Origin of the sequence: Shewanella sp. KX20019, assembly GCF_016757755.1 — a bacterium.
Taxonomy (GTDB): Bacteria; Pseudomonadota; Gammaproteobacteria; order Enterobacterales; family Shewanellaceae; genus Shewanella.
Genome location: NZ_CP068437.1, coordinates 1779620 through 1794698 on the forward strand (window position 1 = coordinate 1779620; position 15079 = coordinate 1794698).

Below are 15079 nucleotides of genomic sequence, written 5' to 3' on the forward strand. Positions count from 1 at the left end.
TAATTACCTCGTTGCCAAGTTAGTTTGGCGAGTCACAATTTGGCCTGCAACCAACTTATGCAAACCTTGGTCGACATAAGCTTCGTTAGCTTTTACGGCACCATTAATGAAGGCTTTGTCTTTTGAGGTGTAGATGATTTCAACATCGCGGCGCTCGATACGGAAACGTTGTTCACTGTCTTTCGTCAGCACGTAGATATTCCACAGACCGCGAACACCATCGGTAAGCGCGGATATTGGTACCCAATAGCCGGCAGTTTCGATAGCATGTTGGTAAGTGAAATAGCTTAACTCACCATTAATGACATTGGCATCAGAGGGCAGTGTTACCCTTAGCTCTACGGTGCGAGTGACAGGATCTAGCTGTGCGCCGATACCTGCAATGTTAGCTTGATAGAGTCTATTTCTAACGCGTAAGTTAACCGTTTGGCCAGTGGTTAAGGTGCTAGACACATCAATTGGTACGCCGATATAAGCTTGCACATTGTTATGTTGGATTAAGGTAAATACCGGACTGCCGAGGCCAATAACTTCACCGAGGTTATGACTTCGTTTACTAATGGTGCCATTGAAAGGGGCGAGAAGGTCTGATTTTTCAATCTTGAGCTGATTAGCTTGAATAGCGGCATTAAAACGGCTTTTTGCTGCCAATAAGCTATTGAGTTGACCTTTTAATTCATCAAGTTGTTGCTCTGAAACATAACCCTGCTTTTTAAGCTCGAGACTACGGTTAAGTGTAGCGGTTGCAAGATCTAAATCGGCTCTGTTTTGTGCCAAACTCGCAAGCAGCTCATTTTTCTCAGCCTGTAAAAGTCGCGTATCCAATTGGGCTAGCAGCTGACCTTCAACAACGCTATCACCACTGTCGACAGAGAGTGCATTAATTTTACCTGCTAACTCAAAACCAACGCCTGTGGTGTTGCCGGCGCGGATGGTTCCGGAGAACTCTTGAGCATATGGATAGGATGATTCAGCAATTAACTCGCTGCTGCTTACGGATTGGTAGTTTGGCGCCTCAGGGCGCGCAACGGGAGCATCTTGGCATGCGCAAAGAAAGCTAACAACAGCTAAGCTAGCAAGCAGCTTACGGCGAGTCAAAGCCCTTTTAATATCCATTTTATAAAATCCGTTTGAGTAAGTTAATGGTTAACACAGCGTAAAGAAAACGTTAAACTAGACTGTCTAGTCTATTTCTTAAGAACTAGACTGTCTAGTCCATTTTGTGATTAAATAGTTAATTGATATATTTCAGCCCCCTAAAAAGAGCGTAAACGCCAATGAATGCACCTGTGATGAGTCGTAGTGAGCAAAAAAGAGAGCAAATATTACTGGCCGCAAAAGAGCTTTTTTGCGAGCAGGGCTTCCCTAATACCAGCATGGATGAGGTTGCTAAGCTGGCAGGGGTCTCGAAGCAAACGGTGTATTCACACTTTGGCTGCAAAGACGATCTGTTTGTTGCATCCATTGAATCCAAATGTCTTATTCATGGGGTAAACCAAGAGATGCTGTCGGATCCATCAACCCCTGAAGATAATTTAGCCTTATTTGCCAAACACTTTTCAGAGGTCATCACCAGTGCTGAAGCGATAACAGTGTTTAAAGCCTGTGTCTCACAAGCAGATACTCATCCTGAGATCTCTAAGTTGTTTTACAGTGCTGGGCCTGAAAACATACTGCGGATATTAACGGACTACTTTATTAACGTGACAAAATTGGGTCGATATCAATTCGATAATCCACAGCACTGTGCGGTAAGGTTTTGCTTAATGACGTTTGGTGAAATGAGAATGAAGCTAGAACTTGGCTTAGATGTAAGCGACCTTTTAGCTGATAGGGCTGAATATATAGATGGAAGTGTTTCGATGTTTTTAAAGGCCTACCGAGTGAAATAAGCCAGCTAATGGTTATGAGGGTTACTTCTTTAATGGTGAGCTAGAACAGGATTTACAAGGCAGCAAGGAAGAGATTGAAAACCAAGGCGCTATCGCCTTGGATCTCACTTATAAGTTCCAAGCAGTAAATAGCAAAATTTACTTGCCCAGCATGGCTTTTTTCAAGCTGTTTTGGGCGGGTTCATCCCCTAGCCAAATATTGAGTAATGCTTGGCGGAACGGCTCACTGGTAATGGTCGCTTGGGCTGTGCCATTTTTAAACGCTGTGACGCCAGAGACTTTACTTGCCAGTAGAGTAAATTGATCGCCATCGACAATCTCTGCGCTAAATAGATCCATAAATTGATCTATCTGAGTTTGAATAGCAGTAGTATTGCCATCGGTTGCATCATCGAACCCTTCGTTGATGGCATCTTTCATCTTATCGGCAGTGATCATACCTGAGGTAATGTTGAGTCTCACTGCAACGATATCGGCCGCTAGTACTGCTGCGGTATTATCAAGTGGTGTTGGGAGATATAAACTACCCACATAAAGATCGATAAAAAACTTACTGCGGACACCTGCGCCATTGAGTACGAGCGGTTGCTCGTTAAGTGTTAATGTTTCATCCAGTTCAACACCAGATATCTCTTTGGCTTGCAAAGAGAGTGGCAAAAGTAGCGCGGAAGCAATAACAATAGTAGAGATAAACTTCATAAAAACCTCAAATAAAAAGTTGCCGGGCTTAACCACGTGCACCCAGTTGATACTCACCACTTTGAAGAAACATAATAGCTTGCTTTTGCTTCGGTGAAATAAGCAGTGGACCATCATCAAAAAACAGAAAGCATTTCCAGTTTCTAACAAATACATCCCAACGGGTTTCAATCACTTGATACTTTTCATAGCAAAAATAGACCTTGGCTGCATCCAGCCACTTTATATGCTCGGCGATAGGCTCTGGCAGCGCGGGCTCTTCGCTGTCCCAAGCACTTTGCCAAGGCTCGGGTAATGCCCAAGCGTCTTGTTTTGCTGCCCAATCACCCTTACCAAATTGCTCGGCACAGCTGCTTTTATTGCTTATCCATTTATTCCAAACTTCCATTGATGCCTTTTGAGAAAGCGGCTTTATTAGCGCTTTATCTTCATCGGTAACAGGTAGATCTTTGTGATTAAAAATCCACTTACGTTTGTATTGTTCTAATGGAATATAGGTATCGGACACAGGGCCTCTCTGTTGAATTTAATTAGCTTAAAACGCAGTGCTCAGCATTATATACCCAAGCCTCTTGAAAGTGCAGGTTTCAGTAGGAATTAAATCGACTTTAGACAAGGTCAGTTATTGCTGCTGCATAACTGGCAAACACCGTTTTGGCGCTTGTTTAAATTGCAGTTATGGTCACTCCATTAACAAAATATAAGCCAGTCGAAAGTGGCGGGCATGTATGGGTAAGTTTTAGTGCTGCTAATGTAATTGGTTTTTCTGACGAGTGTTGGCGGTTTCGCCATTGATGTGACAACGGGGCAGAATATCTGTGGTTAGCGACCAGTTATCGAGGGGGAAGGGCTAATCTTCCGAGTTTATTACTCTGCATAGTATAAGTGTTTACTGATTATTTAGAGTAAGTTACTTCAAATAGGTATTCTCGCGGGGTGTGATCACGTTTTTGCTGGTTTTTGTGATCCAGCTCTACTTTTGTGTCGTCGCAAGTTACAATAATATTTCTTTGAATATGGTGTGCAAAATGAAGTGCTGTACTTTTAATCTTCATTCTAGGCTTTTCGAAACATATTTATTTATAACAAAATCATATGATTAATGAAGAGTAAATTAAAAATACTGTTATGACACTAAAATACAAATTATTATACTCGTTTATTTTCTTGGGCATGGTGCCCGCTGCAATCATTGCTTTTTTTGCTCTGTACATCGCCAGTCACAGCATTGAAAACCAAGCTTATAATCAGTTGACATCAGCGCGAGAAATTAAGAAAAAGCAGCTGGAAAATTATTTCCAACAGACACAGAAAGATCTCTCTTTAATAAACAACGTGTGGTCGAGCAATCTTAAGCTTGATTCCGAGCTGCGGCCTGAAGTATTGGCAAATCTAAAGCATCGTTTTTTTGAGTCATTTATTAGTGAATATAATTATTATGATCTGTTTCTGATCGATGAACAGGGCGAAATATTCTATACGGTTGCTAAAGAGTCAGACTATAAAACTAATCTCAAGACCGGCCTTTACCAGAACTCTGGCCTAGGTAAGCTGTTCCAACAAGTCAGTCTTAGTCAAAAAGTTGAGATAGAAGACTTTGCGCCTTACGCGCCAAGCAATGATGAACCTGCGAGTTTTATCGCAGAACCTATCGAGGTTAATGGTAAGTTCGTAGGCGTTATTGCATTGCAGCTCTCCATCGAAAAAATAAATCAAATAATGCAACTGCGTGAAGGGATGGGGGAGACTGGAGAGACCTATCTAGTGGGTCAAGACTTTAAGATGCGCTCTGACTCATTCTTAGATCCTGTTGGCCATTCAGTTGTTGCCAGTTTTGCCGGTAACGTACGCAGTAATGGCGTGCAAACAGACGCGGCAACAGCGGGGCTTAGAGGTAATTCTGGTACCGATTTGATCATTGACTACAACGGTAACCCTGTGCTGTCTTCATATACTCCGGTTGAGTTTCTTGATTTGAGCTGGGTATTGCTGGCGGAAATTGATGAAGCTGAAGCATTCGCAGAGCTCAATAACCTACAAAGAATTATCATCATCATTACCTTGCTTACCTTAGCGGGGATCTTATTGCTGACCTTCTTTATCGCTAGATCAATATTGCAACCCATCGGTGGTGAGCCAGAAGAGATGGGCTTGTTAACTGAAAAAATAGCGAGTGGTGATTTGACTACGCGCTTCTCGTCTAACGTCAATCGTACTGGGGTGTACTCTTCGATGGTATCGATGAGCCAAAACTTGACTCGCATGATAACCACCTTAAGCCATGCGACCACCGAACTGTCGAGCGCTGCCGAGCAAACTAGCAGTACTAGTGTGCAAGCCAGTGCCAGTTTACAAGAGCAACAAGCCAGTATCGAAAGTGTCTCTTCTGCTATGTTTGAAATGTCTGAAACAATTGAGAGTGTTTCTGAAAATGCGCGATCAGTGGCTGATTTATCGAGAAATGCGACAGCAAGCTCACAACTTGCGACAGATAGCGTGGCTAATACCATCGATGAGTTACATGAGCTGGTGGAAGAGGTCGGTGCTGCCACAGAGGTGATTGCCGAGATTGAATCCAAAAGCCAAGGGATTGGTTCGATTCTAGAAGTGATTAGAGGAATTTCTGAGCAAACAAACTTGCTAGCGCTAAATGCAGCCATCGAAGCGGCGCGGGCCGGAGAGCAGGGCCGAGGTTTTGCTGTGGTCGCTGATGAAGTGCGTCAACTGGCACAAAAAACGCAGTTATCCACCACAGACATCGAAGAGATGATTGCACAACTACAGCTTGATGCTCAAAACGCCGTAGCAGTAATGAAGCAAAGCAGTGAGCATACGCAAAAAACCATAAACGCAGCTGGTAGCAGTAAAGAGTCGATTCAGTTGGCAATGGAAGAGATGCACAGTATTGCTGCTAATGCTGAGCAGATTGCAACGGCGACAGTGCAACAGTCATTAGCGGCGCAAGAGATAAGCCAGAGCATGACTGCGATTAATGATACCGCGTTACAAAATTCTGCGGGCTCGGAGCAGGTCGCCGCAGCAAGTGAACATATCGATAAATTGTCGCAACAACTGCACTCCCTAACAGCGAAGTTCAAGCTTAATAGTTAGTCAAAGCGCTAAAATCCGTAGCTTTATATTTCCAATGAGAGCCTGCATTAGCTGGCTCTTTTCTACTATTTCTCATTGTCACTTACACTGCAGCATCTTCGCCATTTTGGAGTAAAACTTCTGCAATAGGCTAGCTCAAGTCGATATGTTTACCGGCTTAAATTGTTAATGTTCAGCCCTCTAAATGCACAATTAGCACACTTAAATCACTCATTTAATTACAATCTGTTGCATTTGAGTGGAGGGTGTACTATTTTGCCCACATGATAATAAAGAAGGATTTTTTGTGTCGTTACTAAGGACAATCTCGCTATATTTTTTGCTGGTTTTTTTGCTTTGGGGCTGCGCGGTAGATAAAAGACCCGACCATTATGTTTCTGCTATTTCAGTCAGTAGCTCATTAGCAGCTCATGCAAGCTCTCTTCCGCAGCACAGTGATTTACAAAATGCGTTAAAGCATCGAAACCTGATTATCTCTGAGACGGGGGAGGTGCTGCCGATTAACCAAAGTGTTTGTCAGTCACAGCTCTTTTATCGGGTCACTCAAGCTGCTTTCCCTCAATATGTCGGTAAGCATCAAGATCTATTCTCGGGCTTTTACATCGATGTAGCTAGGGTCAATAACAACTGGGTTGTGGTTGATACTGACAATGACTTTGCTCAAATTCAGAGTCAAACCCCAAGCCAACTGATCTTAAATGAGTTGCTGCTAGCGTTAACACCAAAGCTCATGATCCGAGATGTGATTATCATCAGACCAGAGTCAGAGATAACCCGCTCAAACCTAAAGCAGTTGATTGATTTGATTGAAGTGCAACTGCCAAAACATCCACTGCAATTTGTGGTGCCAGAAAAGTATGTTGCGCAAGTTGAAAAGTCTGGCTTTAAAGCTGTGTCTGATGGTCCAGCCAAATCTGATCTATATCTCGCCCCGACTCCTCTGACGTCAGATGCGCGAAAACGAATATTAATGAGTGTCGATAGTTTTAATGTGGCAGAGCCTATCGCCATTGTTGTTGACACACAGCCATTAATGGCCTGTATGCAGGCAAATAAAAGTGTGGTGCTTGCGCCAACCCAAAAGATCATAGCGCCGCCAGCAAACGTTAACGCCGTATTACTTGCCAATGTCTTGCCGTCTAATGCTGATTTTAATCGTCTAGATGAACAACAACGGCTACTGAGTTCAGGCCAATACTTAACGATTGATAACCAACAGCAAAGCTATCCGCTGAGTAATCAAGTTGACAGCAATCGCTGTCGCCACCTCAAGTCTGGTGATGCGCTCTATCAATACTGCTTAGATAGACAACAAGATGGTGAAACCGCTGTGACGACTCAAAAATACATCATGAAGAAAAAACAAAAATGATTTTAAGCAAGTTTTCAGACCAAGCAAAAATTATATTATTGCTGCTGCTATTTGTGGTTTATGTCTGTTTAGAGTTATCGCTAAACATATTACTAATCGACATGTATGCCCAACCGATCCAAGCGGTCTTTGGTGAACATCGAATTACCGCCGAAAGGCTAGAGTTATTCGGCAGAACCCTCTCCGGGTTTGGTTTAGCACTGGCTATAGCAACGTTTATACCGGCGAAGCTTTTTAATGTGTTGATCCGTGATGACACAAAAAAAGTGCTGCTAGATAAACCGATTGAACCTAAAACGGCTCAGCTTATCAATGGGGTTTTTCGTCCTTTGTTACTGGTATTGGTGTGGGCGTTAATTATCCCTTGCCTGAGGATTGCTGTTGACGGTGTTGTCGACACCACCTCCAATGATAAGAAGCTCAGTGCGGTTAGAGCGATAGTTTATAAAGAGGCTTATTTAGCAGAAACCGTCGCGATTGAGGGTTTTCCTGAGTTTGACGATATCGTTAGCGACCCCGAGCGTAAAGATTTAATGGTGGCCCTCATTCCATCGCTGGCTTACTTCTCTGCAGGGTTTAATCAATTGATTGAATCCAATTTAGAAAACATGGCTGACCAATTTCTACTGAATCGCCAAGAAGTGTCTTTTATCTCAGAGGCTGTTCCCCGTATTAGACAGTTTGACCGTAAATATAAGCAGGAGTTGGCGAGCTACCAAAAGGCCAGTAAAGCGTACCTAGTGGCATTAAAGAAAGAGAATAACTACAGCCTGATTGAGCAAGAAAGACTGTCGTTATTAAATCAAGCGAATGGCAGAATTACTGACCATTGGAAGCGTTATTCACAAGCGCTGTTAGATGCAGACAATTACCGTAAGGAAGTGGCAGAAGATCCAAATAATGCCATAAGAAAAGGCTACAGCTCTGTCAAAGATGATTATTTTCGCTCAAGCTGTAAATCAGATTGCCGTCAGCAGCTTAAAGTCGACTTTGCAGCGTACTTAAGCACGCTCAAATACGACACCGGAGAGTCGTTCGGTGTTTATCTGACTGCAGACGATATCACCGTTGCCAAAATGCTTAAGTCAAAGTATTACCTTATGTCGATGTTCGAGCGTGGGCGGATAAAATACATCCACCGCCAATATGGTATTCCTGAAGATATGGAATATGAGCAATATAATCGTTCAGCTCAAGCGGTATCCGTCGCGGTAAATGTGTTTAAAAAGCAAGGGGTCACAGTTGCTAACGATTGGACCTTAAGCGATCAAAGAGGCTTACATAAAGCCATTGAAGCCAAGTATAAAGGCCGCGCCAAAGCACTTTGGAATGACTACCGCAAAAACGCGACGTTTTCAGTCGCTAAACCGCGCTTAGACAGGATTGCCTTTGCCCGTTTGCCCCAGGTTACTCAATACGCTAAACAAACCTTGGGTAACTACTATTTAGCTGAATTTACTCCGAGTATTTCTGAGCGAAAATATAAAAAACTATGGCTCGCTAAACAGGACAATATCTCCTTCATTAAAATGGTGACCTCTACGGCCGCGACAGCGGCTTTCTCTCCTGGTGGCAGTATGTTCATGCTGGGTAAAGATGCGGTTAAGTTAGCGGTTATTCCGCCGATGAGCATAGCCGCAAGTTTATTGGCTATCTTTTTGTTGTTTATCAAACTAGGTGTGTACTTGTGGTCACAGAGTAAAGGCTACCTCACCCTAGCAATGCTCGCGGGTATATTGGCTTTTGGCGTGCCGGTAGGTAACTCTGTGGCAGATAAAAATGCTTATCATGCAATGATGGCTAACTTCGCCAAAGAGTTCAGTACGGTTGACCCATTTGATAAGTTTTTTACCATCGGCTTTGGTTATGTTCTGGATGTTGAAAACGGTATATTCCAAACTTATCGGGATCTAGCTGTGGTAAAGCTCGTGGGGAATGTCATCAAATACCGCCCGCCTTATCAACCGCAAGAGCAAGCTCAGCCTGTTGAGGCTATCGCCAAAAACGACGAGCACTTTTTGCGAGCCTATGATGACTTTGCTTATACCTGGCTATCTTTTTTGCCTAAACATTATGGTTTTGGGGAGGTTATCAAACCCTTTGACACCAATATAACGGTACTTAAGCAAGACTTGAATGTGGGCGCGTATATTGGAGTGCGACTCGAGAATGAAAAAGTGGCTGCGGTTAATATGCCTAACTTTTTGCAAAACTCCGATATTGGTTTGCTCGCAGATCAAAAGTTTTTCTATAAGCCAGATGTGGCTGGGCTCGTGTCTGAGTTTGCCTCTAATTTTGACGACCCGCAGTATTGGCTTAAATTAGGCCAAGGCGATATAGGCAAAGAGTCATTAATGCAAAAGCTTGAAATAAACATGGCGGCTTACCTTAACAATCAGCCTTCTACGTTGTCGCTGTTAAATACATTGCACAAGAAGGGTCAAAATAATTTGATTCTACTTGAACTCAAACGCAACAAAAAATACCGCTGCTTTGTGCTCGGGGTCGTTGATGCCCAGATGATAAGTGACTCAATTAACGTCAACTTCTTCGATTATGAAGAGTTACCTAAATGTAAGGCTGTTCTATGACAAAAAATATGTTCATCTCCAGCACTGAATGGATAGCAGAACAAATCGCAGAAAAACTGCTATTGCTACTCGCTGCAGGTGTTTTAGTGGCTTGCATTCAATATTTTAATTACCAAGAACACCAAGCAATAACTGAAGCAGCTAAACAAGCGGAAATTATAAAAATTAAACTTTCAATGATTACGGAACATTAACCATGACATCAGAAACTAACAAAAAAAGGTTCTCTTTCGAGTTTGATATATTTAGCTTGCTGACCTTGGTAGTCGTTCTATATTTGGCCTATAGCGCCCATACGACCAACATGAAAAATGCTGAGAAGTTGAATGGTCTACTGAGCAAATACGAACAAACATTAGATATGGCAATCGCTAATGACAAAGTGACGCTGGACCGTTACCAAAAGAATGTGAAAAAAGCGGTACAGTCACTGTCACCAAAAGAGCGTCAGTTGATGTTAGCCCTACTTGAAATAGAACGAAAGAAAGCTGCGCTATAAGCATTAACGGCAAGGCGCTGACAAGTGCCTTGCTCTCTATCTCTGTATAGAGGCTGGGCTGCTACTCTTTGATGTGCGTTAGCTGGTAGTTAATGGAACTTACACTTCACTATTTGTTCAAGACTAAATTGGATGATTTGTGAGAACGACCAAACATAGAGCTTCACTGCTACAACTTCATATATTCGCTCTTTTCTTCCGCCATATTACTGAATGAGCAGGCTTTGCTGTACGCAGTAGGGCAAAGGTGTCACTATCGAGAGACTCTGCCGTGCCATTGCCTGTTAATGTTTCGTGTGCGGATAGTCTATATACACCAAGAATGTGACCACGAGTAGCTATTGGGTACTAACCGCTAATCGATACAGAGAGCGCTGCACAATAGCCGGTACCCCTGCAAATAGTGTCCGCCACTTTTGATGTTCATTAAGAACTGGAGTCTGTCAGAGGTGTACTCGGTGTTTTAGGTGTAAGGCTCGAGTATGAAAGGTGCTAGGTGGTAGATGTTAGATTTATAAAAGAGAGAGCCGCAAGACAGGCAAGAGATATTTAATCGTTTATTTGTTAATAAAAAAAATCACAAGGAACAATATGATACAGCTAACTAATTCTGTTTGCGAAGCCCTTATTTGTGGTGTTTGGCGTTTAATTCCAGTTGAATCATTACATGGGAGTACTGGCATTTTACGCAGATGCCCAGAGTGCCATGCCTCTATCAAGCTAATGAAGCTCGGTAAAGAGGGTCAGCACCCGTACTTTGAGCATGAAAAAAGAAATCCTGACTGCAGCCTTATTTCAGCGAAAGGCAAGGCTGTTAAGTATGTTCATTCTTCGGTTAATGTATCCGAAAAAGATAGAGAAGACAGCGAAAAATTCGAAAGTTTGCTACCCCTTTGCATCAGTAATAGTGAAGTGATCAACGACGGTGAAGTTGGAGAAGATGTCATTGCTGCGTTTGAATCCTCTTTATCTGATTTAGAAAAGAGACAAGAAATAGATGCGCGTGTTGGCCTAGGTAAATTTAGACAAGAAGTTGTTAATGTATGGGGCAGTGAAACCTGCGCATTAACGCTGACACCCGTGAAAGAGATGCTTGTTGCATCACATATTAAGGTTTGGCGTAATTGTGAAAGCACCGCTGAACGCTTAGAGGGTGCTAATGGCATTTTATTGTGTGCTCATATCGATAAGTTATTTGAAAAGCATCGAATCACCTTTAAAAAAGTGGGCCGAGAATTTAGATTGAAGCTGGCTGATGATCTAGATCGTATGCTGATGACGCAACTAGGACTCAATGAGGGGGATGCACTTGCGACTGGTAGAATGAATGCTGCAGATCTTGAAAAGTTTGAGGACAATCTAGCGCATCATCAAAAGATTTTTAATCAAATAAATGAAAAAGAGATAGTCTAACCCCAACTTATAGAACAGCAGCTCAAGTAAGCTGTTGTTCTATACTTTATTTAAGTGTTAATTCTTCAATGTGTAATTTCACCGAGTTAATATTCTGCGCCTTAAAACTCACTAAATCCTCGCAATTTATTCTTTTTCATAGTATTCCGCAGCCGCAATATTGAAACATTTTATCTGATGATTTGAAAAACACTAAAAGTCTTTAAAAGTAAAAGTTTGCATCATTTTTAATGGACATTTTTTTCACAGTTAACCTGTTTTAATACCCACTCGAATGATAATGAGAATGGTAATGAAAACAAGAGGTGCACTATGAGAATCATATTTTCCTGTTTAGTCGTAATAGTCTTATCTGGCTGTGCAGATGCCGATGGTGGTGATGATAATTTGGGAGGTACACCAAGCCAACCCTATACCGATTTTTTCAGCCCTTTACCAGAAGCAGTGCCTTATCCTGCCAGTAACCCATTTTCAGAAGATAAACAGGAGCTTGGCATGCTTTTGTTCTTTGACCCCATTTTATCCGGCGAAGAAGATGTTGCTTGTGCTACCTGTCATCATCCAGATTTTGGTTGGGCGGATGGACGGAGTTTTTCCGTAGGCGTAGGCGGTACTGGTTTAGGGCCGAATAGAGATGACAACGGGATTGGAAACTTAACTCTCATTAACACGCCGACGATTATGAATGTCGGGTTTACGGGGTTGGGTGTCGATGACAAAACTGTCCCTTCTAATTTTATATCTGGAGCCTATTTTTGGGATTTAAGAGCGGATACGCTGGAGGAGCAGGCTCTAGGACCAATAGGTAACCCTGTAGAAATGCGGGGGAATTTAGCCGAACATACGCAACTGGATGATGATCAATATCTGGCGATGATAATAGAAAGATTGAAACATTCGTCCTACAAAGCTTATTTTGATGAGGCATTTGGCACAGTTGATCCCGTGACACAGCTTGCCGTTGAATCTGTGAGCGCAGAGAATCTTGCTGCAGTGTTAGCCACATTTCAACGTCGAGTCATAACGACTAATTCGCGGTTTGATAAGTTCCTTATGGGAGATGAAACAGCGTTAACCTCGCGTGAGATCACCGGTCTCAATAAGTTTATAAATGGGGGCTGCGCGCGTTGCCATGGTGGCATGATGCTATCTGATAACCTATTGCATGAAGGCGATCAAATTGTTCCAGATCTGCCGTCGGTAAGAACGCCGTCATTGAGGAATATCGAAAAAACAGCACCGTACATGCAAGATGGCTCGATGACCACCCTACGAGATTCTGTCGCGATTTATGAGCAGCGTGAAGATCTTCAAGTTGATCTAGGAGAGGACGATATTGGTGATATTGAAGCCTTTTTACGTAGCTTAACCACTGAAGAGTTTTATCAAGAGGTGCCAGGGGGACTGCCTACTGGGAATCAAGTCGGCGGTAATATCTAAATCTTAAAGGCTGTTGCTTTTTGAACACTCGCCCCTGGGGCGACTTCATTTAACCCGGTGCATACCCGCGTTAAACTCCCTTATCAGCAACGTAATGTTGGTGATAAGCGGAGGTTTCAATACTGGTGTTTTCAAGGTAGCTAGCACTCTTCTGCGTCTTTCGACATTGTTCCTTCGAAGTCAATTAGCTCATAAAATCTTGTTTGGCCGAATACCTCAAAGATGGAAGGAGCGTTGGTGAACTCTCGGATCTCGCTTGCTACTTTGTTGTGATTATTTGATGAGGTGTCACCATCACCATCACTATCAACTTCCATATTTCTGTCTGAGACAAAACTATTAGAAATAGAGCGAAATGTCTACAACTGAAGTTAACTGAGCAAAATGGACATTATTCGACTAATACCAAGAGAATGCACAATAAAAAGTACTAAAAAAGCACATTCCTGTGGTGGCACTGGGGGGCTCAGGATTTGACGAGAGCTGTAACTTATTGAATTGCAAATACAAAAGTTTGTATATGGTCTCCCCACAGGGACTCGAACCCCGATCGATCGCTTAGGAGGCGACTGCTCTATCCTGTTGAGCTATAGGGAGACGCCAGTGATTATACTGATTTTACTCTAGATGAAAAGAGTGTATACAAAGTCTTTGAATTTATTTGCTTATTCTGCTCGTTTATTACTCGGTTAGAGTTTTATTGCTAGATCATTTATCTGAATGTTCAGTGAAGCACTGACGCCTTTTAGTACTGCTGTGGCACTTTCTTCAGTCACTTGGTCGATAGTGATGGTAGCTTTGCTCTTGCCGGCAACGGCGCGCATGTTATCAAGCCTGTCTGGCATATTCTGCTGCAGAACCAATTGCAGCGTATCGCCGACACGAATACCGTTACGTCGACCTAGGTTGAGTATGATTCTATCAGCCTGCCTAGCAACAACCTGGCCTAAAAGCGGGCGGCAGTTTAGCGCTTCGTCAATATCTCGGCTGGCTACGAGCAAGACAGTGCTGATCATGTCGCCATATTCCGAACGCCAGAATTGGTCACTATTGGAGTTTACCGTTTGCTGCAGTGAGAATTCCCATTCGGCAGATTGCGCGTATTGCTTGCTCCATACCTTCTCGCCGCTAATAGCATGAAACAGCGATAACCTAAATTGAAATACACGCATGGGGTCATTTTCCCACAGGCCAAAAGTGCGGGTCGATGGCTCGGGTGATATATCGATGATCTCTGGCAATAGTATGTACTGGCTGTCGGTGATTTCACCTAACCAGCTGGGTAGTCTATAACCGCGAATATCAACTAACGCCTGATCTACATCTAAGCGCTCATTAGCGTGCAAATGGGTAAAGCTGCTGCTTGAGTTTGTTTCAATGACTTGGGCGAGTTGCTCTGACAGATTCTGCTCGAACATGCCTAGATTGCCGTAGCGTAATTGCGCTCTGTCTTTTATTAAGGCTTGTGGCACTAAAATAGAGGCTTTTAAATTATTGGCAGGGCAAGCTTGCTCAAATGGCTCAATGATGTCGATACGAATATTAACGGTGATGTAGTCATTTTCGATAAGTTCACTAACCATCTCAACTGCTTGACCTTGTGCATTGCGGGTCAAGGTAAAGCTGTCATTAACCAGTTGGCCATTACTGACGGTTTGTTCACTTGAAAAACGAGCGCCGGTTTTTAAGGTCGCGTAACTTACTGCTTGCTCTATAGCATCTTCGCGCGCTTTAGCTAAGTTGTTGTTTACAATCTTGGCTTGCCCGCTCGCTTGGATCCACTTTGCTTGTACTGGCGCTGTAATTATAAAAGAGCAAGCCAGAATGACTGTGATAATGCTACGTGAAGCCAGTTTCATATTAATCTTCCAAGTCTTTAGGCCAACATAATCGGCGTAATATAGGGGGACTGTTTGTCAAAAAGAGGTGCAATTACTTGCCGACAAAATGACAGTCTGAATCGATAAGGTTGAAATAAGCAATATCTATGCCCTTTATTTGGGAGGGGTAACGTATTTATCCATAAAGTTTCTCAGGTTTGCGCCGATAACTGCTTTAGATA

13 protein-coding genes and 1 tRNA gene are annotated in these 15079 nt (G+C 42.9%); 8 read left to right on the plus strand and 6 right to left on the minus strand.

What is annotated here, in order from left to right; all coding sequences use genetic code 11:
• Window positions 1-3 precede the first annotated feature (3 nt).
• The gene (locus JK628_RS07780; RefSeq protein ID WP_202288948.1) at window positions 4-1116 is read right to left on the minus strand and encodes an efflux RND transporter periplasmic adaptor subunit; all 1113 of its coding nucleotides are present in this window, start codon (window positions 1114-1116) and stop codon (window positions 4-6) included.
• A gap of 161 nt (window positions 1117-1277) precedes the next feature.
• On the opposite strand from JK628_RS07780, the gene JK628_RS07785 reads away from it, so the two are divergent.
• Window positions 1278-1892 carry a TetR/AcrR family transcriptional regulator gene (locus JK628_RS07785; RefSeq protein WP_202288949.1) on the plus strand — a complete coding sequence of 205 codons (615 nt, stop codon included), beginning with the start codon at window positions 1278-1280 and terminating at the stop codon, window positions 1890-1892.
• Window positions 1893-2030: 138 nt separating this feature from the next.
• On the opposite strand, the gene JK628_RS07790 is transcribed toward JK628_RS07785, so the two are convergent.
• Together JK628_RS07790 and JK628_RS07795 are read right to left on the minus strand one after the other, a co-directional pair.
• Window positions 2031-2591: a chalcone isomerase family protein gene (locus tag JK628_RS07790; protein WP_202288950.1), complete on the minus strand. Its 561-nt coding sequence runs from the start codon at window positions 2589-2591 to the stop codon at window positions 2031-2033.
• A 28-nt stretch (window positions 2592-2619) separates the two neighbouring features.
• Window positions 2620-3099 (minus strand): DUF2947 domain-containing protein, encoded by a 480-nt coding sequence (locus JK628_RS07795; protein WP_202288951.1) that lies wholly within the window; start codon window positions 3097-3099, stop codon window positions 2620-2622.
• A 620-nt stretch (window positions 3100-3719) separates the two neighbouring features.
• Between JK628_RS07795 and JK628_RS07800 the strand changes: the two genes are divergently transcribed.
• The 7 genes from JK628_RS07800 (at window position 3720) to JK628_RS07830 (ending at window position 13017) form a co-directional block, all read left to right on the plus strand.
• Window positions 3720-5702 (plus strand): methyl-accepting chemotaxis protein, encoded by a 1983-nt coding sequence (locus JK628_RS07800; protein ID WP_202288952.1) that lies wholly within the window; start codon window positions 3720-3722, stop codon window positions 5700-5702.
• Window positions 5703-5988: 286 nt separating this feature from the next.
• Complete coding sequence (locus tag JK628_RS07805) at window positions 5989-7074, plus strand: hypothetical protein (RefSeq protein WP_202288953.1); 1086 nt, start codon at window positions 5989-5991, stop codon at window positions 7072-7074.
• The gene (locus JK628_RS07810; protein WP_237524170.1) at window positions 7071-9665 is read left to right on the plus strand and encodes a hypothetical protein; all 2595 of its coding nucleotides are present in this window, start codon (window positions 7071-7073) and stop codon (window positions 9663-9665) included. The genes JK628_RS07805 and JK628_RS07810 overlap by 4 nt, the downstream gene beginning before the upstream one ends.
• Window positions 9662-9859: a hypothetical protein gene (locus JK628_RS07815; protein ID WP_202288954.1), complete on the plus strand. Its 198-nt coding sequence runs from the start codon at window positions 9662-9664 to the stop codon at window positions 9857-9859. The genes JK628_RS07810 and JK628_RS07815 overlap by 4 nt, the downstream gene beginning before the upstream one ends.
• A gap of 2 nt (window positions 9860-9861) precedes the next feature.
• Window positions 9862-10164, plus strand: a complete 303-nt coding sequence (locus tag JK628_RS07820; protein ID WP_202288955.1) for a hypothetical protein — start codon at window positions 9862-9864, stop codon at window positions 10162-10164.
• Window positions 10165-10755: 591 nt separating this feature from the next.
• On the plus strand, window positions 10756-11577 hold the full coding sequence (locus JK628_RS07825) for an HNH endonuclease signature motif containing protein (RefSeq protein ID WP_202288956.1): 822 nt from the start codon (window positions 10756-10758) through the stop codon (window positions 11575-11577).
• A 312-nt stretch (window positions 11578-11889) separates the two neighbouring features.
• Entirely contained in the window at window positions 11890-13017 is a 1128-nt protein-coding gene (locus JK628_RS07830) for a cytochrome c peroxidase (protein ID WP_202288957.1), read from the plus strand.
• Window positions 13018-13157: 140 nt separating this feature from the next.
• Here JK628_RS07830 and JK628_RS07835 read toward each other — a convergent pair whose 3' ends face one another.
• From JK628_RS07835 to JK628_RS07845, 3 genes are all read right to left on the minus strand, one after another.
• Window positions 13158-13334, minus strand: a complete 177-nt coding sequence (locus tag JK628_RS07835; protein ID WP_202288958.1) for a hypothetical protein — start codon at window positions 13332-13334, stop codon at window positions 13158-13160.
• Between the two features lie 204 nt (window positions 13335-13538).
• Window positions 13539-13614, minus strand: a tRNA-Arg gene (locus JK628_RS07840).
• 92 nt (window positions 13615-13706) lie between these two features.
• Window positions 13707-14876, minus strand: coding sequence for a flagellar assembly protein FlgT (locus JK628_RS07845; RefSeq protein WP_202288959.1), 1170 nt, complete (start codon window positions 14874-14876; stop codon window positions 13707-13709).
• Between the last annotated feature and the right edge of the window lie 203 nt (window positions 14877-15079).

Excerpts from the sequence above, each read along its gene's own strand:
- JK628_RS07800 (WP_202288952.1), top strand. The coding sequence starts at position 3,720 with ATGACACTAAAATACAAATTATTATACTCGTTTATTTTCTTGGGCATG.
- JK628_RS07815 (WP_202288954.1), top strand. The coding sequence starts at position 9,662 with ATGACAAAAAATATGTTCATCTCCAGCACTGAATGGATAGCAGAACAA.
- JK628_RS07780 (WP_202288948.1), bottom strand. The coding sequence starts at position 1,116 with ATGGATATTAAAAGGGCTTTGACTCGCCGTAAGCTGCTTGCTAGCTTA.
- JK628_RS07790 (WP_202288950.1), bottom strand. The coding sequence starts at position 2,591 with ATGAAGTTTATCTCTACTATTGTTATTGCTTCCGCGCTACTTTTGCCA.
- JK628_RS07825 (WP_202288956.1), top strand. The coding sequence starts at position 10,756 with ATGATACAGCTAACTAATTCTGTTTGCGAAGCCCTTATTTGTGGTGTT.
- JK628_RS07830 (WP_202288957.1), top strand. The coding sequence starts at position 11,890 with ATGAGAATCATATTTTCCTGTTTAGTCGTAATAGTCTTATCTGGCTGT.
- JK628_RS07785 (WP_202288949.1), top strand. The coding sequence starts at position 1,278 with ATGAATGCACCTGTGATGAGTCGTAGTGAGCAAAAAAGAGAGCAAATA.
- JK628_RS07845 (WP_202288959.1), bottom strand. The coding sequence starts at position 14,876 with ATGAAACTGGCTTCACGTAGCATTATCACAGTCATTCTGGCTTGCTCT.
- JK628_RS07810 (WP_237524170.1), top strand. The coding sequence starts at position 7,071 with ATGATTTTAAGCAAGTTTTCAGACCAAGCAAAAATTATATTATTGCTG.
- JK628_RS07835 (WP_202288958.1), bottom strand. The coding sequence starts at position 13,334 with ATGGAAGTTGATAGTGATGGTGATGGTGACACCTCATCAAATAATCAC.
- JK628_RS07820 (WP_202288955.1), top strand. The coding sequence starts at position 9,862 with ATGACATCAGAAACTAACAAAAAAAGGTTCTCTTTCGAGTTTGATATA.